Source organism: Synechococcus sp. W4D4 (assembly GCF_047716805.1).
Taxonomy (GTDB): Bacteria; Cyanobacteriota; Cyanobacteriia; order PCC-6307; family Cyanobiaceae; genus Vulcanococcus.
Genome location: NZ_CP180404.1, coordinates 242,662 through 259,215 on the forward strand (window position 1 = coordinate 242,662; position 16,554 = coordinate 259,215).

Consider the following 16,554-nt stretch of genomic DNA (forward strand, 5'->3'; position numbering starts at 1 on the left):
GCCCAAAGACTTGCGGAAAACAGGCGCAATCTCTTCCGGAATGCCACAACGCAGGCCGGCAACAAAAAAGGCGCCCTTCGGCGCCCTTCGGATCGATCAATGGACCGGGAACTCACCAGGAGGACTTGACCACGCCGGGCAGTTCGCCTTTGTGGGCACGCTCGCGCAGTTGGTTGCGGCACAGGCCGAAGTCGCGGTACACACCACGGGGCTTGCCGGTGGCCCAGCAGCGGTTGCGCAGACGCACGCGAGCGCTGTTGCGGGGCAGGTTTTGGATCTTGCGGTGGATCTCCAGGCGCTCCATCGGATCGCCAGCAGCTTCGAAGGCGGCCATCAGAGCTGCGCGCTTGGCGGCGTAGCGATCCACAAGCTTTTGGCGCTTGACGTCGCGCGCAATCATCGACTTCTTCGCCATGCGGCCTGGATCTCGTTAGCAGTGACCAGGAAGCCTACCTCTTAGCGTCCCAGCAACTGTTGAACTGCCGCCAGCTGGCTGGTGTCCTTGACGATCAACACCAGGCTGAGGCCCATCAGCAGGACAAAACCTGACTGCATGAAGGCCATCTGGAACTTCTCGGGCAGGGGCTTGCGGCGCAGGCCCTCCAGCAGCAGCAGCATGAACTGCCCGCCATCGAGCATCGGCAGGGGAAGGGCATTGAGCACCGCCAAGTTGATCGAGATCAAGGCGGTGTAGAGGAACAGGCTGCTGCCGCCCTGTTTGGCAAGGGAGGCCCCCATCTCGACGATCTTCACGGGGCCAGAGACTTGCCCTGCGGTCTCGCCGAAGTGGGTCACGAGGGTCACAAAGCCATCGACCGTTCGCTTGGTCAGCAGGGCGACATCGTGATTGGCCTGTTTGATGACCTCGATGGGGCTGCGGGGGCGGCGAAAGACTTCGCTGCCGTTGGGCTGCAGTTGGGCGCCAATACGGCCAATGCCGCTTAGGTCAGCGGGGGTCAGCTGGAGTTCCAGGGCTTGGCCTTGGCGCTCGGCGCTCAGAAGCAGGGTCTGATCCGGGGCGCCTTTAACCAGCTCGACCAGTTGGCTGACGGCGCTCTGCCCGCCCCCGAGGTCGAGGCCATCCACCGCCAGGATCCGATCGCCGGCCTTCAGGCCTGAGGCGGCGGCCGCCAGCCCCTGCTGGACTCCGGACACCAGGACCCCGGGGGTGGCGCTGAAGCCAGCGGGGATGCCGACGAAGGTCCCTTGGGCCATCAGGACCGCCCAGGCCAGGAGCAGGTTGGCGATCACTCCAGCGGCGATCACCAGGGCCCGCTGGTGCAGGGGGCGATTCCTCAGCAGGTCGGGGTCATCGAGGGGGATGGAGCTGTCTTCGTCGTCATCGGGAAAGGAGACAAAGCCCCCCAGGGGGATTGCCCGAAGGGCGAACTGCACCCCCCGACGCTGCTTCTCCAGTAGCACCGGTCCAAAACCCACCGAGAACCCGCTGACGCGGATCCCCTGCCATGTCGCAGCGAAGAAGTGCCCGGCCTCATGCACCACGATCAGGCCGGCCAGGATCGCCAGAGCCGTCAGGACGCCCATCTCTGCTGATCCAAAGTCCGCCCATTCTGGGGGGGAAGGCACGGCCATAGCGTTGGGAGGTTGAGCGCCCTGCCTGACTCCGGCTCCATGAGTGAACGCTGTGATGCCCTCTTGGTGGGTGCCGGGATCATGGGCGCCACCCTGGCGAACCTGCTTCGGCAGCTCGATCCGGGCCTGAAGGTGGTGGTGCTGGAGCGGCTCCCGCAGCTGGGTTGCGAAAGCAGCGGACCGATGAATAACGCCGGCACCGGGCATGCCGCCAACTGCGAGCTCAACTACACCCCTGAGGCCTCCGACGGCTCGATTCCAACGGGCAAGGCCCTGGCGATCAATGCCTCCTTTGAGCGCAGCCTCGAGTTCTGGAGCTCCTTGGTCGAGGGCCAGCAGCTCAGCGATCCCGCCGGGTTCATTCGTGCGGTTCCTCACCTGAGCTTTGTCTGGGGTCAGGGGAATGTCGATTACCTGCGCCGCCGCTTTGAGGCCCTGCAGGGAGCGCCCCAGTTCGCCGACATGGCCTGGAGCACCGATCCGGAACAACTGCGGGAGTGGATGCCCTTGGTGATGGCGGGCCGTCGCCTCGATCAACCCCTGGCGGCTACCCGCGTGGCCCGCGGCACCGATGTGAATTTCGGGGCGCTGACCCGGGAGCTACTCCAGGGCATGGATCTGCGCCTGGGCCAGCAGGTGCTGAGCCTGGAGCGGGGCGGTGCCGGTTGGCGAGTCCAGACCAGCTCCGGGGAGCTGGAGGCTCCATTTGTGTTTTTGGGGGCTGGGGGCGGCAGCCTGCCGCTGCTGCAGCGTTCAGGCATCCCCGAGGCGCGGGTCTACGGCGCCTTTCCGGTCAGCGGCCAATGGTTGGTCTGCCGCAATCCGGCGGTGATTGAGGCCCACAACGCCAAGGTCTACGGCAAGGCGGCGGTTGGCGCTCCGCCGATGTCGGTGCCTCACCTCGACACCCGCTGGATTGATGGCCAGCGGGCGCTGCTCTTTGGTCCCTATGCCGGCTTCAGCACCCGCTTTTTAAGGCAGGGCTCTCTCTTGGACTTGGGCCGCTCCATTAAGCCCTACAACCTGCTGCCGACCCTGCAGGTCGGGGCCAAGAACTTCGATCTGGTCCGCTACCTGGTGGGTCAGGTCGTCCAGCGCCCGAAGCAGCGGATCGACAGCTTGCGGGACTTCCTGCCCCAGGTCAACGCCAATGACTGGGAGCTGGCGGTGGCGGGCCAGCGGGTGCAGATCATTAAGCAGGTCAACGGCCGCGGCAGCCTTCAGATGGGCACCGAGGTGGTGAGCAGCGCCGATGGCTCCCTGGCCGCCCTGCTGGGTGCCTCCCCGGGTGCCTCGACGGCGGTGGACACGATGCTGCAGGTGTTGCAGCGCTGCATGGGAGAGCGCTTGGCCAGTGAGGCCTGGCAGCAAAAGCTCAAGGCGTTGATTCCCTCCTGGGGGGAGGAGCTGGGGTCCAGTGCCGAGCGACTGGATCAGATCCGTCAGCGCAGCAATGGACTGTTGGGCCTGGGCGCTTAGGCCGCGGGGATGCTGTCGGCGCCGAAGTAGGGCACTAGGGCCGCGGGGAGCTTGATCGAACCGTCGATCTGCTGTCCGTTCTCCAGCAGGGCCGCCATGGTGCGCCCCACCGCCAGGCCACTGCCGTTGAGGGTGTGCAGCAGCTGAGTGGTCTTGCCCTCCTTGCAGCGGATGGCGGAGCGGCGGGCCTGGAAGTCGCCGCAGACCGAGCAGCTGGAGATTTCGCGGTAGGCGCCGGCCCCGGGCAGCCAGACCTCGAGGTCATAGGTGCGGGTGGCGGAGAAGCCCATATCCCCGGTGCAGAGCTCGATCTTTCGGTATGGCAGCTCCAGGGCTTCGAGGACGGCTTCGGCGTCAGCGGTGATCTGCTGGTGCGCCTCGGCGGAGTGCTCCGGATGGCAGAACCAGTAGAGCTCCACCTTGTTGAACTGGTGCAGGCGGATCAGGCCCCGGGTGTCGCGGCCGTAGCTCCCGGCCTCGCGGCGGAAGCAGGGGGTGTAGGCGACGTACTTGAGCGGCAGTTGCTCGGCGGGGATGACCTCGCCGCGGTGCAGGGAGGTGACGGGCACCTCAGCCGTGGGGGTCAGCCAGAGGTCGTCTTCGGCGCAACGGAAGCTTTCCTCAGCAAATTTGGGGAGCTGGCCGGAGCCGGTGAGGCTGGCGCTGTTGACCAGGATCGGCGGCAGGACCTCGCGGTAGCCCTTGCCGCCGTGCAGGTCGAGCATGAAGTTGATCAAGGAGCGCTCGAGCCGAGCCCCGAGATCCATCAGGGTCACAAAGCGGCTCTGGGCGATGCGCACGGAGCGCTCGGTTTCAAAGAGGCCGAGGCGCTCGGCGATCTGCCAGTGCTCCTCGAGCCAGTCTTCGTTGGCCCGGGGGGTGCCCCAGGTCTTGATCTCGACGTTGTCGTTCTCGTCCTTGCCGTCGGGGGCCTCGGCCGAGGGCAGGTTGGGAAGGGTCAGCAGCTCCTGGCGCAGCTTGGCCTCGAGGGTCTTCTCTTCCTCTTCAAGGACCGCGACCTGCTGCTTGATCCGGTTGCCCTCGTCGCGCAGGGCCTGGACCTCGGGACTGTTGGGAGCCGAGCCACCCTTGATCTTGAGGCCCACCTCCTTGCCGATGCGGTTGCCCTCGGCTTGGAGGTTGCTGCGCTTTTCTTCGAGGTCGCGCTCCTGGCGCGCCATCAGCTGCAGGCACGTGAGATCGAGCTTCATGCCACGGCGCCCGAGCTGCTCGGTGATCAGCTCAGGGTTCTCGCGCAGCAGGCGCTGATCCAGCACGGGCCCAAGGGTTCAACAGTGGGCTGAGCCTACGGGGAGGGGCTCAGAGCACCTGCACGACTTCGCTGACTTCGGGGATGGCTTCGCGCAGCTTGCGCTCGATGCCCATCTTCAAGGTCATGGTGCTGCTGGGGCAGGAGCCGCAGGCGCCCTGCAGACGCACCTTGACGATCGGGCCGTCGATTTCCACCACTTCCACGTTGCCGCCGTCGGCCATCAGATAGGGACGCAGCTCATCGAGGGTGCGCTCCACGTTCTCGATTGTTAGGGCGCGGGGATCGGCGTTTTCGGTCGCCGCTGCTGCTGGGGTTTCGGTGCTCATCGCGCTGAGACGGTGTTGCGCCGAGCTTAGGAACGCGGGGCCGCTGCCTAGGATCGAGGCCGTCCGAGCCGGGACTCTCACCAGCGCATGACCGACGTCCCCGCTTCACGGATCCGCAATTTCTGCATCATTGCCCACATCGACCACGGCAAGTCGACCCTGGCCGATCGCCTGCTGCAGGACACCGGCACGGTGGCCGTTCGGGACATGCAGGAGCAGTTCCTCGACAACATGGAGCTCGAGCGCGAGCGGGGGATCACCATCAAGCTCCAGGCCGCGCGCATGGAGTACAAGGCGGCCGACGGCGAGACCTACATCCTCAACCTGATCGACACCCCCGGTCACGTTGACTTCTCTTATGAGGTCAGCCGCTCCCTGCAGGCCTGTGAGGGGGCGCTGCTGGTGGTGGATGCCAGTCAGGGCGTTGAAGCGCAGACCCTGGCCAATGTCTATTTGGCTCTTGAGAACGACCTAGAGATCATCCCGGTCCTCAACAAGATCGACTTGCCGGGCGCGGATCCCGATCGGATCAGCGAAGAGATCGAAGCGATCATTGGCCTGGACTGCACCGGCGCGATTCCCTGTTCAGCCAAGAGTGGCTTGGGGGTCCCGGAGATCCTGCAGGCCGTGGTGGACCGGGTGCCCCCGCCGCCGGACCGGGTGAAGGAGCCCCTGCGGGCGCTGATCTTCGACTCCTATTACGACCCCTATCGCGGGGTGATCGTCTACTTCCGGGTGATCTCCGGCTCGATCAGCACCAAGGACAAGGTGCTGCTGATGGCCAGCAAGAAGACCTACGAACTCGATGAGGTGGGGGTGATGGCCCCCGACCAGCGCAAGGTCGACAGCCTGCAGGCCGGTGAGGTGGGTTACCTGGCGGCCTCGATTAAGGCCGTGGCCGATGCCCGCGTCGGCGACACGATCACCCTGGTGAACAACCCCGCCGAGGCGCCGCTGCCGGGTTACACCGAGGCCAAGCCGATGGTGTTCTGCGGTCTGTTTCCGACCGACGCGGACCAGTACCCGGATCTGCGCGAGGCCCTGGACAAGCTGCAGCTCAGCGATGCGGCACTGAAGTACGAGCCGGAAACCAGCAGCGCCATGGGCTTTGGCTTCCGCTGTGGCTTCCTAGGTCTCCTGCACATGGAGATCGTGCAGGAGCGTCTGGAGCGTGAGTACAACCTCGATCTCATCGTCACCGCTCCATCGGTGATCTATCAGGTGAACATGCTCGATGGGGAGACCTTGATGGTCGACAACCCCGCGACGCTGCCCGATCCGCAGAAGCGCGAATCGATCGAAGAGCCCTACGTGAAGCTCGAGATCTACACGCCGAATACCTACAACGGCACCTTGATGGAGCTCTGCCAGGAGCGCCGCGGTGAGTTCATCGACATGAAGTTCATCACCACCGAGCGGGTGACCCTGCACTACGAGATGCCTCTGGCGGAGGTGGTGACCGACTTCTTCGATCAGATGAAGTCGCGCACGAAGGGCTACGCCTCGATGGAGTACTCCCTGATCGGCTACCGCAAGAACGATCTGGTGCGCCTCGATGTCTTGATCAATGCCGAGCGGGCCGATCCCCTGACGACGATCGTGCACCGGGACAAGGCCTACAACGTGGGCAAGGGCCTGGTGGAGAAGCTCAAGGAGCTGATCCCCCGCCAGCAGTTCAAGATCCCGATCCAGGCCTCCATCGGCAGCCGGGTGATCGCCTCCGAGAGCATCAGCGCGATGCGCAAGGACGTGCTTGCCAAGTGCTACGGCGGTGACATCTCCCGGAAGAAGAAACTGCTGCAGAAGCAGGCCAAGGGCAAGAAGCGGATGAAGGCGATGGGCAAGGTCGAGGTGCCCCAGGAGGCCTTCATGGCCGTGCTGAAGCTGAACCAGTGATGCGGCGCGTTCTGGCTCTGGCGGCTCTGCTGACTGCCTCCACCGGTCTCGCTCCGGCAATTGCGGAGCCGTATCCCGCCCTTCAGCTCACCACGGGAGCCGATGTCTGGAGCATCCCCTACGCGGCGCTCGAGCAGTTCATCAACGAGGGCACCTTCAGTGACCAGCGCTTGATGCAGCTGGTGATTCGCTCGGGTTGGCCCGAGGCTGATCTGCGGGTAGCCCTGGCCAAGCCCTACAGCGTGGACTACCTGACCCTGTCGCGCTTTCTGAACTCCAAGGAAGGCGAGGCGTTTCTGGTTCAGCAGAGCCAGGCCTACAGGCCCCTGAAGGCCAGCGGCACGGTGGGGATTGAAGCGCTGCGCTACGCGATCCTCGAGAACGCCAAGGGCGGCACGCTTTCGGCGATGGGGATCTTGAAGCAGCTGCCCGTGCCGATGGCTTTCAATCTGAGCGGTCCGCCGATTGTGCGTTGCTCGTCGCTGCCCTGCGACAAGCCGGAGCAGTGCCGCTCGGTGCTGAGCTGGTGGATCTTCCTGCCGGCCTGCCTCCAGGCCGCGGCGATGAACGGCTGATTAGCTCGGGTTGTTGATTTGATCGCGGGCCAGTAGGGCCCGCTCTTCGGCGCAGTAATCGCGGCGGCCCAGTTGGTGAGCGCTCTTGCTGAATCCCGTCTGGGCCTCCAGGCGCAGGTTCTCGGTGCAGCGGCGGTAGAGCTCGGCGCGGTTGATCGCTGTGGTGCTCCACCAGAGGCGTGGCTGGCCGACGGCTTTGCAGACGAGGGTGCCGGCTGGGGAGACGAGCCACTGGGCCGCTTGGGTGCCGGCTTCGAGGGTGTTGCCGCCGCAGGAGCGGGGTTGATCGAGGGGGGAGAAGCGTTTGCTGGTGATCACCACGGTGGTGGGGTGACTGCGGTCGCAGAACAGCTCCCTGCCATCGATCGGGTTGCGGATGCCGCCGCTGCCGCTGTTGTTCTTCAGGGCCAGCGCGCAGGCGCGGGCGGCCTTATCGGCTTCGCTGATGGAGATGGCCGCTAACGGGGCATTGATCGCGGCATCGGGGCCGGGCGCCTGCAGCATCCGCAGGGCCACCCACTGGCCGTAGGCCAAAGGCGGAGCGGCGACGACTCCGATGAGCGCCCAGGGCACCCAGCTGCCTTTGAGCCGCTCAAAAGCAGCGATGGAGGCCAGCAGTCCGACGGGGCCAGCGGTCAGAAGTCCGGCACCAGCGGCCATCAGCTTCTCGCGCCACTGCTGCGCCTCTTGGCTTTCTAGTAGCTCGGTTTCGCGATTCCTGGACTCGGCCATGGAGACGCTCTCCTTGACTCGTTCTAGCGAGGTTTGGCCGTTTGATCCTGCGGGTTGGGAACGCTCAGGCCAGTTCGTCTGGATTCCGATGTCACGCCGAACGCCTGAGGAGGCCGGTTTTGTCTTGCCCTTGGCCCTGGCCGGGGTGCTGCTGCTGTGGCTGAGCAGCCTGTCGCTGCAGGCCGCGGTTTTGCACGGCCGGCGCCTGGCGCACCTGGAGCGGCAGGGTGTGCAGCAGCGCGATCAGCTGGCCTCCGCCGCCCAGCTCTGGGCGGACTGGTTCAGCGGGCCAGGGCAGTGCCAGCGGGCGGTCGCTTTGACTCAGTGGGCCGAGGCCTGCACGACTGACCTGCCCGCTTTCGATGACCAGGGCGTGCAACTGCAGGCCTGGAGCCCCAGCGATGGCGGCGGGACCTTGGCGCTGCGCTTATCGGAGTCGGGAGCGCAGGCGCGCTTTGCCCTGGGCCCCTTCGGCGTTCGGGAGCTGGACTGATGCAGTTGATCGAGGTGAGTCTGGCGGCCGTGCTCTTTACCGCCGCCAGTGGGGGATCGCTCCAGCTCTGGGCGGCCAGCGGCGGACAGCAGAAGCAGTTGGCCTCCCGCAGCGAAGTGGAGGAGCGGATCGAGCTCGATCGCCTCCAACTCCAGGCCCGTTGGCGTCAGGCGATTGCGCCGGGGCAGACCTGCTCGGCGGTGGAGGAGCAACTGGAGCCGGTGGCGGCACGGATTCAGCCGCCCCCTCAAGTCCAGCGGACGCTGAGCCCCGCCAGCGATGGCCGCGGCGTGGAGGTGGTCTGGAGCGGCCTTGAGCAGCCCATGCTCGAGCGCCAGCGGCGTTTCACCGCTGCCGGGCTTGGGCTGTGTTGAGGTCCGCTGGTTACTCCCTACCGGAGCTGCTGCTGGTGATGGCTTTGCTGGGGTTGCTTGGGTCTCTGAGCGTCCAGAACGGCGGTGGGTTGCTGGCTCGCCAGCGTCTGGAGGCGGCAACGCGGTCCCTGGAGCAGGGGATTAACCGCGCCCGCTCGGAGGCGATCCAACGGCAAGGCCCCTGCGGGATGCGTCTGGGGGAGACGGCCTGGCTGCCTCCCGCAGCCGGCAGTGCCCTGGAGCCGTGTTTCAGCGGGAGCGTGCCTTGGCCGCAGGGGGTGGTGCTGCAACACAACTTCCCCGAGTTGCTGCGTTTTACCGGCTCGGGCTTGGTGCTGGATGGCGGCACGGCATTGCTGACGCATCCCGGGACGGACTTGGCGCGCTGTTTGGTGATGGGCTTGCCGCTTGGGGTGGTGCGATTGGGACGGATCGGCGAGAAGGGCTGTGAAGTCGATCCGAGCCTCTAAGAACGCTGGTTTTTCCCTGGTGGAGCTGCTGTTGGCGCTGGCCCTAGGGATGGGGTTGTTTGGCGTGATCCTGCAGGCCCTGCTGGCGGAGGGGCGTAACAGCGGTCAGCTGGTGCGGCTGCTGCGTGAGAAGGCGTTTCAGCGGCGCAGCTTGGACCTGGTGGCCTCTGATCTGCGCCAGGCCAAGGGGATCAGCGCCTGGCCGGAGCTGGCGGAGCCGGCCTGTTCCCTGGCGGGGCGCGCCCCGGTGCTGCACCTGGAGACTGCAGTTGGGCCGATTAGTTACTCATTCGGGAGAGCCCCCAGTGCGATCTGGCGAGGCCAGGTGTTGATGCGCTGTGGTCCGCCCTATGGCCTCGATGGGTTGCTGAGTGCAGGTGGATCGACTCCCAACCGTGTGGTGATCGATGGCTTGATGGCAACTGGAGCGGAGGTATCTCCATCAGAGGGGGTGTTGCGGCTGGAGTTGGTGCAGCAGTTCGCGAGCGGCGGCCGCGAGCAAACCATTCGTTCCCAGCGGCTGTTGGATTTGACCGGCCTGGAGCTGCTTTAGGTGGCAAGCGGAAGCTCGTTACTTCAGGTCGTAGCGACCGTCGCGGAAGATCAGGACCTCTGCCTTGGTCGTAGTCAGGGTGTAGTCCGTGCCTGCTTTGGTGTGGCTCAGGCTGCAATTGCTGCGGGTGCAGGCGCTGAGGCCAGCGAAGTTGTTGCGGACGTCATCGAGAAACACCACGTCCAAATCAGGGCCACCCACGACGGAGTCGTTGCCGAAGCCCGGGAGGTAGCGGTTTTCTCCGGACCCGCCGGAGAGTGTGTCATTGCCGTCTTGGCCAATCAGGACGTCATCACCCTCGTTGCCATTGAGGGTGTCGTCTCCTTTCCCTCCGACGAGTCGGTCATTGCCGGCCAGACCACTGAGCGTGGCGCTGGGATGGCTGCTGCCCGTTAAGTCACCTGCTTCAAGGACGTCATTCCCTGTTGATCCCTCGATCGTGTCGCCCCCGCCATAGCCACAGATCAAAACGTCTTGGTCTTCGGGGACTTCGCCTTGGGGGACGCTCAGATTGTTGGCATCACTGTCGCCACCGCTGAGTTTGTAAAACCCTTCAATCGTGAGGTTTTGATCGCTGCAGAGGCTCGTGGCACTGGGGTAGGAAAAGATTGGACTGATTCGCGAGTAGGTGCTGGTTTCTCCTTCGAATGTTTGGGTGCTGATTCCCTTGATGCATAGGTTGATCCTCAGCGACTTGCTGGTATTGCTGGTATCGCTTGGATCGGTGATGACCGTGAGATTGCAGTCCTGTGTTAAACCATCGAGGACCAGTTTGCTGCCTCCGAGGCTGGAGCTCGATCCAGTGATCTGGTTGGAGTAATTTCCGTCTTCAGCAATCCCTGGACCGCAACGGTAGAGACTTTCCGTGCCGTTCCAAACGCTGGAGCTATTTGAATCATTATCGCGTACGAAATAAATAACTGGTTGCAGGTCTCGCCGAATTTCCAGGGCGAAGCGAAACTCTTCAGCCGTGATCTCAGTACTGCACTGATCCAAATTGACGGAGCCGGCGCTGGTGAGCACCCGTTCGCTCAGCGCGACTTCCGATTCAATGAAATGGCTGGCTCTGTTCCAGTCATTGCGCAGTCGCTCGAGGGATTCCAGGCGTGCATTGGATTGGAGGTGGGAGACCAGCGCCTCTCCAGCTACCAAGCTCAGCAAGACGCCCATCGAGGCAGCGAGAAGCAGCTCCGTGAGCGTGAAACCATCAGCTTGGGTGCGTTTCAGTAGCTGGTGGTGTAAACGCATAGTCCTGAGCGAAACTTGCCCGTACGCAGGGAGCCAAGGGGTTCCAGCAAACGCAGGCAACGTGCATGGCTGCTGCCGAGCAGGTTGATGCGCAGGTCACCATCGGTTGTGGTTGTTCCCCGAGGGGTGAAGATCCAGGTGGAGGGAGATCCGTTCTGCAACGCGAAACTCAAGCCAGTGGTGTTGGTGATCTCTTGCTGAAGATCCAACACCGAGCTTTGAGTCGGTTGGTGATCGCAGGTCCCTGTGAAGGTGGCCGCTGCACCGTCAATAACGGCCCGGCAGACCGTTGAATTTTGAATGGCCTTGCGTCTGAGATCCTCCAGCCAGCTGGTGGTGAGTTTTGCGGCACTGTTGAGGCGTTCGTCCTCCCAGCGCTGCAGAAAATTGGGAATGGCGAGGCCCGAGAGAATGCCAACGATCACGATCACAATCATTAGCTCGGGCATCGAAAAACCAGCCTCGTCTTTCATGGGCACCACCCCTGGGCATGGGGGACGAGGGTCGTGGAAACGACCATTTCTGGATTGGTTGCGGCCGTGTAACTGACGTGCAGGCGATTATTGTCCGCTGTATAGCTCACATTGACGTTGATAGGCGGTACGGAGGTAACGCTGAAACTGCTTGGCTTATCGGCTGTTGGAAGAGCGCTTAAAAAGGCTTGGCCAAGGCTCTTGCTGGCGCATAGTGGTTTAAGGGTGGTGAGGTCATATTGCAGCGCCTTGGTGAGCTCGTCATTACTGCAGCCTTGTGTGCAAAGAAACTCGAAGGTTTGCTTGCGCAGAGTTTCAATCTTTTGAGAAATAGCCACGTCAACGAGGGACCTTGCCTTCGACCTCCCCATGCCGCTAATGGCGTTAGTCGTCATCCGAACGCTGTTCAAAACAACCATGATCAAGATGAACGAGGCAATGAGGACCTCGGGAAGACTGATCCCGTCTTCATCGGTTCTTTTTTTTCTGGTAGTCCTCAGATTCATTTTGCTTCTGGATTGTTTTATTGTTTGGTCCAGCTGCTCCATTGGGAGACTCCCAGTGCGACGTAATCGCGTATGCCAAGGGCATATTGAGGGCCGAATTTGTTGAAAAGTTGGGTGCCGATATCAGCTGGGACAACAAGCTGTGCGACGTTTGAGGAAGAGCCGTTCCACTCCTTGGCCCAGACCGCACCATTGATATCTCCACCGGTGCATTCTCCTTCGGTGTCGCAATCAGCGGTTTCTTTAGAGCCCCCATTGATTCCCATGTTTCCGTCGGGGAAATATGCCCACAAAGCATTAGTGGTGGATGCCCCAGCGAGTCTCACGAGTTGATCTGTTGTTGTGTCATCTGGATCAATTGGGTTGCCAAATAAGCCAAGGGAGCTGGCGCTTGCTCCCTCGGGGATGTGTTTGATGGCAGCCCCACCCGTAAACACTGCTTCGCTGCCTCTGACGTAAATCCGGACATCGCCTGCGGTGGTATCCACCGTCAAGATCTCGTTTTTGCTTTTGAGACTGATGTCATTGACAACGCAGTGGGTGATGGATGTCTCATCTTCTCTTTGCTCGACTCGGCAAGCACCTGTGTCCTGCCCTGCGGTAAAAGTCGTGCTACTCGTCACAGATGCCGGTGGTTCGAAGTCCAGGCCAGAAGGGGGCTCCGGAACTGGTGGGAGGTCGATCGGCCCGAGGAAGATCTGACCGGCTACAGATCCATTCCTATTCATCTGTATATAGTCTTCTTGTTGCTCTCTGCTGAGCGATTCGGATTCTGTTCCTGAGTAGCATTGCAGGCATAGAACATTTCCGGAAAGGGTCCCAAATACATCGTTGTTTCCAAGTACGACTGTTTGCCCTAGTAGTCCAGGGAATCCGCTGGTGATCGTGGGCTCTCCAAATGAATTTGTGCAGCTTTTTGGTCTTATATCGATTGTCTGCTCCACGATTGAGGTCGCTGCAACTGAGTCGTTTGAATGCAGTCGCTCACCTTTCATCCTGAGTGTTGCTTTGCCTCCGTAAAAGGGGCTGCCTTGAAAGAGATAGCTGAGCAGGGTGTATTTCCCTTTGGCTCCAACGGTTCCGCTCAGGCTGGGCTCGCCAAAGATCACATCGGGGCAAACCGATGAGATGTAATTGCCATCATTCCAGGGCTTTCCTGCTTCGCTGGAGTCGTAACTTTTGATCAGAAGGTAGGAGTAGGACGCATTCAGTCTTTCAAGAGTGCGGGCAATTCCGGCTTCCGCGATTTCTCTGGCTTGTCTGGACTGGCTTTGGCGAAACGTGCCGGAAAGCCCTAGCCACGATCGCGCGGCTAGGGCCATCAGCCCGGTGGCAATGATCAGTGAGATGATCATGACGAGAGGGAGTATGAACCCTTCCTCCTGTTTTCTGGCTTTCCCCCTCTTTTTCATGCCGGATTACGAAGAGGCGTCTACGTCTTTAGTGCATGCAGTGATGATGCCAGTAGGACCATTAATTGCGCAGTCTGTCAGGTTCAGATTTTTGTTTGCGCCTGACCCAGCTGCATCCACCTTAAAAGTGTCGCCCGAGCCAGTGCACGTATATGTCCAGTCATTTTCGAGCCCACCCGTACCTGTAATCCCAACGTCAGGGCATGTCACTCCCGTAAAGGTTCCCTTCTCTACCCAGATGCTTTGAGCTTGCTTCAGTGCTGCAGATGCTTTGCCAAGTGGCTCGGTGATCTTGGCTTTAGAGCTTTGGCTTAAGAAGTTTGGTAGGGCAATTGCACTCAGAATTCCCACAATCACAATCACGATCATTAGCTCCACCAAGGTGAAGCCCTTCTGAAGCCAATTCTTCTTACCGGATTGTTTGGCGCTCAGTTTTCTCAGTAGAGCGTGGCGAAGCTGAGGCTTGAGAGAGGAAGCCGTCATGAATCTGTGCGGTGGCTTCTGTTCACCGTATGCAGCACAAAAGGCTGCGGCCAGAACAATTGTCTGGGGTTTGTCTGAGAGTTTCCTGAGTGGCGCAGATCCTCGGCCCTGTTTAGGGTCTGGGCCCAGAGGCTGCCGCGCAGTCCATGCCTGCCTCCTCCATTCGCCGTCACCTTCAGGCCACCAGCTTGCTGGCTGTTTTGGCTGGCTACGTCGTCCTGCTCGGTGTGAATCGCGAGCTCTCAGGACGCCTGCGCTATGACCGCCATGTCGCCCATGCGCAAGCCACCCGGGAGGTTCTTGAGCGCCAGGCGCCAGCAGATGTCGATACCCCTGCGGAGCTGCAGGAACTCCTCAGTGGGTTGGCGACCCCGACTTTAATGCTCTGGATGGTTTGGCTTCAGCCCCAAGCCGCAAAGAGCCCGCCCCTGCTCCTTCCGGTGGGTCCACTCTTTGATGACTACAGCGCTGCCCACCCTTTGATCGATGCTGCGGCTCAGGAGTTGCAGCTGAGCTCCAAACCCCACGAATTTCAGCTGGGTGGTCGTTTTTACTTCACCTCCGCCATCCCCATTCGCTTGGCGGGGCAGCCCTACGAACTGCGCTTTGTCCAGGACTTCACCCTGCAGCACGCCCAAGAGGAGCAACTTCATCTGCTGCTGATTGCTGTCGCTGGCATGTCGGCCTTGTTCACCTCAGCGCTGCTCCGTCTGGTGATCCACCGCGGCTTGCTGCCGCTCGAGCGGTTCAGTGTCTCGCTGAAGGGAATGACAAGCAGTTCCCTCAGTAGCGATCGCCTTTCCCTGACTGGTCAGCCCCAGGAGCTCAGGCCGATCGGCAACGCCTTTAACGACCTGCTGGATCGCCTTTCGGAGGCTTGGGAGCACCAGCGCACCTTCGTCAATGGTGTCTCCCACGAGCTGCGGACTCCGATCACCCTGATCTCCGGCTACAGCCGCCGGCTTCTGCGACACCGCGATCAGCTCTCCACGGCCGATCAAGAGCAGCTGCAGCTTGTCGCGGATGAATCCGAGGCCATGGGCCGCTTGGTGAATGACCTGCTTGAGATCGCTCGCGATGACGCCGGCCGGTTGCAACTTGAGTGCCGTCAGCTCGATCCGTGCACCGTCCTCTCCGATCTCTTCATTCGTCTCCAATCCAGTAGCGACGGCCGGCTGCGCCTTCTCCCAGCTCCTGCGGTCTATGCCTCGGTCTCGGCGGACCCCGAACGCCTCAGCCAGTGCCTGACCAACCTGGTGGAGAACGCCAGCAAATACAGCCCTCCGGCTTCGCCGATTGAGCTGTGTCTCAGCAGTGATGCCGAGGTCGTCGTTTTGCATGTGATTGACCACGGACCCGGGATTCCCGCCGAGGAGCGGCAGCAGATCTTTGAGCGCTTCCGCCGCGGCAGCACCACAGGTGAAGTCTCAGGCCATGGCATCGGATTGGCGGTGGTCAAGACCCTGATGGAGCGGATGGGCGGAAGCGTCGCGGTGGTGGATGCGCCCGCCGGTGGGGCTGATTTCCAGCTGCGCCTACCCGCCGTGCTGACTGCTTCGAGCGAGCCGCGCCCGAGCCGCAATGAGTCCCTCCGTCGCTGGTTCAGCGCCGGTTGAGCAGCTGCGGCAGCTGATCGATCGCCTCGGTTTTCAGCAGCGTCGCGGCCGCCCCTTCCCGCTGGGCGGTCTCGCTGACCCGCGGATCCGATAGGGCAGTGACGACCACCACGGGCGCCTGGAAGGCTTGGCCTTTGAGGGCCCGCAAGGTGGCCTCGCCATCCAGCCCGGGCATCACCCAATCCAGCAGCACCAGCTCCACTTGATCCAGCCGGCCGGCTGCCAGCAGCTCGCCCCCCTCGCGGCATCGCAACACCTCGGCTCCCAGGTCCTCCAGCTCGCAGGCCAGGAGTTCGCGGATACGCGGGTCGTCGTCGACCACCGCCACCAGTTGGGTCATGGCGCCACGATCTTTGGGGCCCCTGGTTTGAGCAGGAAGCCCACGCCGCGGACCGTCTGGATCAAGGTGGGTTGACCCTCCGGCTCGAGTTTGCGGCGCAGGTAGCGCACGTAGACATCCAGGACATTGCTGTCGCCGACGAAGCCTTCGCCCCAGACGCTGTGGAGCAGCTGCTCGCGGCTCTGCACCCGCCCCGGTTCGCGCATTAGCTCCCGCAGCAGGCTGAATTCCGTCAGGCTCAGGTGGATCGCGGCACCGCCTCGGCTGACCTCATGGCTGGCGGTGTTCAGCACCAGGTCGTCGATCTGCAGCAGGCCGGGCTCGCTGCTCGTCCCGCGCCGGGCCAGGGCCCGCAGCCGCGCCAGGAGCTCTTCGATCGAGAACGGCTTCACCAGGTAGTCATCCGCCCCGGCATCGAGGGCCTCGACCCGATCGGCCACGGCATCACGGCCGGTAAGCATCAGCACCGGTACCCCCAATCCTGTGGAGCGCAGCCGCTGGCAGACCTCGACGCCGCTGAGGTCCGGCAGCATCCAATCGAGGATCACCAGCTCCGGCGCGTCCTGGCGAATCGCCAGGAGGGCATCCATGCCGGTGGCGGCGCTCTGCACCGTGTAACCCTCCTCCGCGAGCTCGAGCTCCAGGAACTGCCGCAGCTTGGGATCGTCGTCCGCAAGCAGCAGTCGGGTGGCTTGGCTGCCAGGGGCCATCG

General features: G+C 62.5%; 20 protein-coding genes. 8 read left to right on the forward strand and 12 right to left on the reverse strand.

Translation table 11 applies throughout. The features are described from left to right. Positions 1-112: 112 nt before the first annotated feature. Together rpsN and rseP are read right to left on the reverse strand one after the other, a co-directional pair. Positions 113-415, reverse strand: a complete 303-nt coding sequence (gene rpsN, locus ACLM42_RS01310; RefSeq protein WP_010312910.1) for a 30S ribosomal protein S14 — start codon at positions 413-415, stop codon at positions 113-115. A gap of 41 nt (positions 416-456) precedes the next feature. Next, a complete protein-coding gene (gene rseP, locus ACLM42_RS01315; protein ID WP_415399485.1) occupies positions 457-1,545 on the reverse strand; it encodes an RIP metalloprotease RseP in 1,089 nt (362 codons plus the stop codon). An 87-nt stretch (positions 1,546-1,632) separates the two neighbouring features. Between rseP and mqo the strand changes: the two genes are divergently transcribed. Further along, complete coding sequence (gene mqo / locus ACLM42_RS01320; RefSeq protein ID WP_415400108.1) at positions 1,633-3,072, forward strand: malate dehydrogenase (quinone); 1,440 nt, start codon at positions 1,633-1,635, stop codon at positions 3,070-3,072. Here mqo and serS read toward each other — a convergent pair. Both serS and ACLM42_RS01330 read right to left on the reverse strand, forming a co-directional pair. Continuing rightward, positions 3,069-4,349, reverse strand: coding sequence for a serine--tRNA ligase (gene serS, locus ACLM42_RS01325; protein ID WP_415399486.1), 1,281 nt, complete (start codon positions 4,347-4,349; stop codon positions 3,069-3,071). The genes mqo and serS overlap by 4 nt on opposite strands. A 43-nt stretch (positions 4,350-4,392) precedes the next feature. Further along, entirely contained in the window at positions 4,393-4,671 is a 279-nt protein-coding gene (locus tag ACLM42_RS01330; RefSeq protein ID WP_010312903.1) for a NifU family protein, read from the reverse strand. 87 nt (positions 4,672-4,758) lie between these two features. On the opposite strand from ACLM42_RS01330, the gene lepA reads away from it, so the two are divergent. Both lepA and ACLM42_RS01340 read left to right on the forward strand, forming a co-directional pair. After that, positions 4,759-6,567, forward strand: coding sequence for a translation elongation factor 4 (gene lepA, locus ACLM42_RS01335; protein WP_247911691.1), 1,809 nt, complete (start codon positions 4,759-4,761; stop codon positions 6,565-6,567). Beyond that, complete coding sequence (locus ACLM42_RS01340; RefSeq protein WP_415399487.1) at positions 6,567-7,142, forward strand: alpha/beta hydrolase; 576 nt, start codon at positions 6,567-6,569, stop codon at positions 7,140-7,142. The genes lepA and ACLM42_RS01340 overlap by 1 nt, the downstream gene beginning before the upstream one ends. Here ACLM42_RS01340 and ACLM42_RS01345 read toward each other — a convergent pair whose 3' ends face one another. Next, a complete protein-coding gene (locus tag ACLM42_RS01345) occupies positions 7,143-7,874 on the reverse strand; it encodes a hypothetical protein (protein WP_415399488.1) in 732 nt (243 codons plus the stop codon). It lies immediately after the preceding gene. An 88-nt stretch (positions 7,875-7,962) separates the two neighbouring features. On the opposite strand from ACLM42_RS01345, the gene ACLM42_RS01350 reads away from it, so the two are divergent. The 4 genes from ACLM42_RS01350 to ACLM42_RS01365 are packed head-to-tail and all read left to right on the forward strand — an operon-like array spanning position 7,963 to position 9,764. Then, the gene (locus ACLM42_RS01350; protein WP_415399489.1) at positions 7,963-8,367 is read left to right on the forward strand and encodes a hypothetical protein; all 405 of its coding nucleotides are present in this window, start codon (positions 7,963-7,965) and stop codon (positions 8,365-8,367) included. Beyond that, the gene (locus ACLM42_RS01355) at positions 8,367-8,741 is read left to right on the forward strand and encodes a hypothetical protein (RefSeq protein ID WP_415399490.1); all 375 of its coding nucleotides are present in this window, start codon (positions 8,367-8,369) and stop codon (positions 8,739-8,741) included. The genes ACLM42_RS01350 and ACLM42_RS01355 overlap by 1 nt, the downstream gene beginning before the upstream one ends. Then, on the forward strand, positions 8,738-9,211 hold the full coding sequence (locus tag ACLM42_RS01360) for a GspH/FimT family protein (protein ID WP_415399491.1): 474 nt from the start codon (positions 8,738-8,740) through the stop codon (positions 9,209-9,211). The genes ACLM42_RS01355 and ACLM42_RS01360 overlap by 4 nt, the downstream gene beginning before the upstream one ends. Next, positions 9,189-9,764, forward strand: coding sequence for a prepilin-type N-terminal cleavage/methylation domain-containing protein (locus ACLM42_RS01365; protein ID WP_415399492.1), 576 nt, complete (start codon positions 9,189-9,191; stop codon positions 9,762-9,764). The genes ACLM42_RS01360 and ACLM42_RS01365 overlap by 23 nt, the downstream gene beginning before the upstream one ends. Positions 9,765-9,782: 18 nt before the next feature. Here ACLM42_RS01365 and ACLM42_RS01370 read toward each other — a convergent pair whose 3' ends face one another. The 5 genes from ACLM42_RS01370 to ACLM42_RS01390 all read right to left on the reverse strand — a co-directional run bounded on the left by ACLM42_RS01370 (position 9,783) and on the right by ACLM42_RS01390 (position 13,886). After that, the gene (locus ACLM42_RS01370; protein WP_415399493.1) at positions 9,783-10,934 is read right to left on the reverse strand and encodes a calcium-binding protein; all 1,152 of its coding nucleotides are present in this window, start codon (positions 10,932-10,934) and stop codon (positions 9,783-9,785) included. 53 nt (positions 10,935-10,987) lie between these two features. Next, complete coding sequence (locus ACLM42_RS01375) at positions 10,988-11,485, reverse strand: Tfp pilus assembly protein FimT/FimU (protein ID WP_415399494.1); 498 nt, start codon at positions 11,483-11,485, stop codon at positions 10,988-10,990. Beyond that, positions 11,482-12,033 carry a type IV pilus modification PilV family protein gene (locus ACLM42_RS01380; RefSeq protein WP_415399495.1) on the reverse strand — a complete coding sequence of 184 codons (552 nt, stop codon included), beginning with the start codon at positions 12,031-12,033 and terminating at the stop codon, positions 11,482-11,484. Before ACLM42_RS01380 ends, ACLM42_RS01375 begins: the two co-directional genes overlap by 4 nt. Then, the gene (locus tag ACLM42_RS01385; protein WP_415399496.1) at positions 12,009-13,346 is read right to left on the reverse strand and encodes a hypothetical protein; all 1,338 of its coding nucleotides are present in this window, start codon (positions 13,344-13,346) and stop codon (positions 12,009-12,011) included. Before ACLM42_RS01385 ends, ACLM42_RS01380 begins: the two co-directional genes overlap by 25 nt. Positions 13,347-13,409: 63 nt before the next feature. Further along, complete coding sequence (locus ACLM42_RS01390; protein WP_415399497.1) at positions 13,410-13,886, reverse strand: type IV pilin protein; 477 nt, start codon at positions 13,884-13,886, stop codon at positions 13,410-13,412. Positions 13,887-14,032: 146 nt separating this feature from the next. Between ACLM42_RS01390 and ACLM42_RS01395 the strand changes: the two genes are divergently transcribed. After that, entirely contained in the window at positions 14,033-15,502 is a 1,470-nt protein-coding gene (locus ACLM42_RS01395; RefSeq protein WP_415399498.1) for a sensor histidine kinase, read from the forward strand. On the opposite strand, the gene ACLM42_RS01400 is transcribed toward ACLM42_RS01395, so the two are convergent. Beyond that, positions 15,489-15,842, reverse strand: a complete 354-nt coding sequence (locus tag ACLM42_RS01400; protein ID WP_415399499.1) for a response regulator — start codon at positions 15,840-15,842, stop codon at positions 15,489-15,491. The two genes, ACLM42_RS01395 and ACLM42_RS01400, sit on opposite strands and share 14 nt — an antisense overlap. Continuing rightward, positions 15,839-16,552: a response regulator transcription factor gene (locus tag ACLM42_RS01405; RefSeq protein ID WP_415399500.1), complete on the reverse strand. Its 714-nt coding sequence runs from the start codon at positions 16,550-16,552 to the stop codon at positions 15,839-15,841. Before ACLM42_RS01405 ends, ACLM42_RS01400 begins: the two co-directional genes overlap by 4 nt. Between the last annotated feature and the right edge of the window lie 2 nt (positions 16,553-16,554).

Coding starts and splice junctions, on each gene's coding strand:
- rpsN (WP_010312910.1), bottom strand. CDS start 415: ATGGCGAAGAAGTCGATGATTGCGCGCGACGTCAAGCGCCAAAAGCTT.
- ACLM42_RS01405 (WP_415399500.1), bottom strand. CDS start 16,552: ATGGCCCCTGGCAGCCAAGCCACCCGACTGCTGCTTGCGGACGACGAT.
- ACLM42_RS01400 (WP_415399499.1), bottom strand. CDS start 15,842: ATGACCCAACTGGTGGCGGTGGTCGACGACGACCCGCGTATCCGCGAA.
- lepA (WP_247911691.1), top strand. CDS start 4,759: ATGACCGACGTCCCCGCTTCACGGATCCGCAATTTCTGCATCATTGCC.
- ACLM42_RS01340 (WP_415399487.1), top strand. CDS start 6,567: ATGCGGCGCGTTCTGGCTCTGGCGGCTCTGCTGACTGCCTCCACCGGT.
- ACLM42_RS01370 (WP_415399493.1), bottom strand. CDS start 10,934: ATGGGCGTCTTGCTGAGCTTGGTAGCTGGAGAGGCGCTGGTCTCCCAC.
- ACLM42_RS01380 (WP_415399495.1), bottom strand. CDS start 12,033: ATGGAGCAGCTGGACCAAACAATAAAACAATCCAGAAGCAAAATGAAT.
- ACLM42_RS01355 (WP_415399490.1), top strand. CDS start 8,367: ATGCAGTTGATCGAGGTGAGTCTGGCGGCCGTGCTCTTTACCGCCGCC.
- rseP (WP_415399485.1), bottom strand. CDS start 1,545: ATGGGCGTCCTGACGGCTCTGGCGATCCTGGCCGGCCTGATCGTGGTG.
- ACLM42_RS01390 (WP_415399497.1), bottom strand. CDS start 13,886: ATGACGGCTTCCTCTCTCAAGCCTCAGCTTCGCCACGCTCTACTGAGA.
- ACLM42_RS01345 (WP_415399488.1), bottom strand. CDS start 7,874: ATGGCCGAGTCCAGGAATCGCGAAACCGAGCTACTAGAAAGCCAAGAG.
- ACLM42_RS01375 (WP_415399494.1), bottom strand. CDS start 11,485: ATGAAAGACGAGGCTGGTTTTTCGATGCCCGAGCTAATGATTGTGATC.
- ACLM42_RS01350 (WP_415399489.1), top strand. CDS start 7,963: ATGTCACGCCGAACGCCTGAGGAGGCCGGTTTTGTCTTGCCCTTGGCC.
- ACLM42_RS01330 (WP_010312903.1), bottom strand. CDS start 4,671: ATGAGCACCGAAACCCCAGCAGCAGCGGCGACCGAAAACGCCGATCCC.
- mqo (WP_415400108.1), top strand. CDS start 1,633: ATGAGTGAACGCTGTGATGCCCTCTTGGTGGGTGCCGGGATCATGGGC.
- ACLM42_RS01385 (WP_415399496.1), bottom strand. CDS start 13,346: ATGATCATCTCACTGATCATTGCCACCGGGCTGATGGCCCTAGCCGCG.
- ACLM42_RS01395 (WP_415399498.1), top strand. CDS start 14,033: ATGCCTGCCTCCTCCATTCGCCGTCACCTTCAGGCCACCAGCTTGCTG.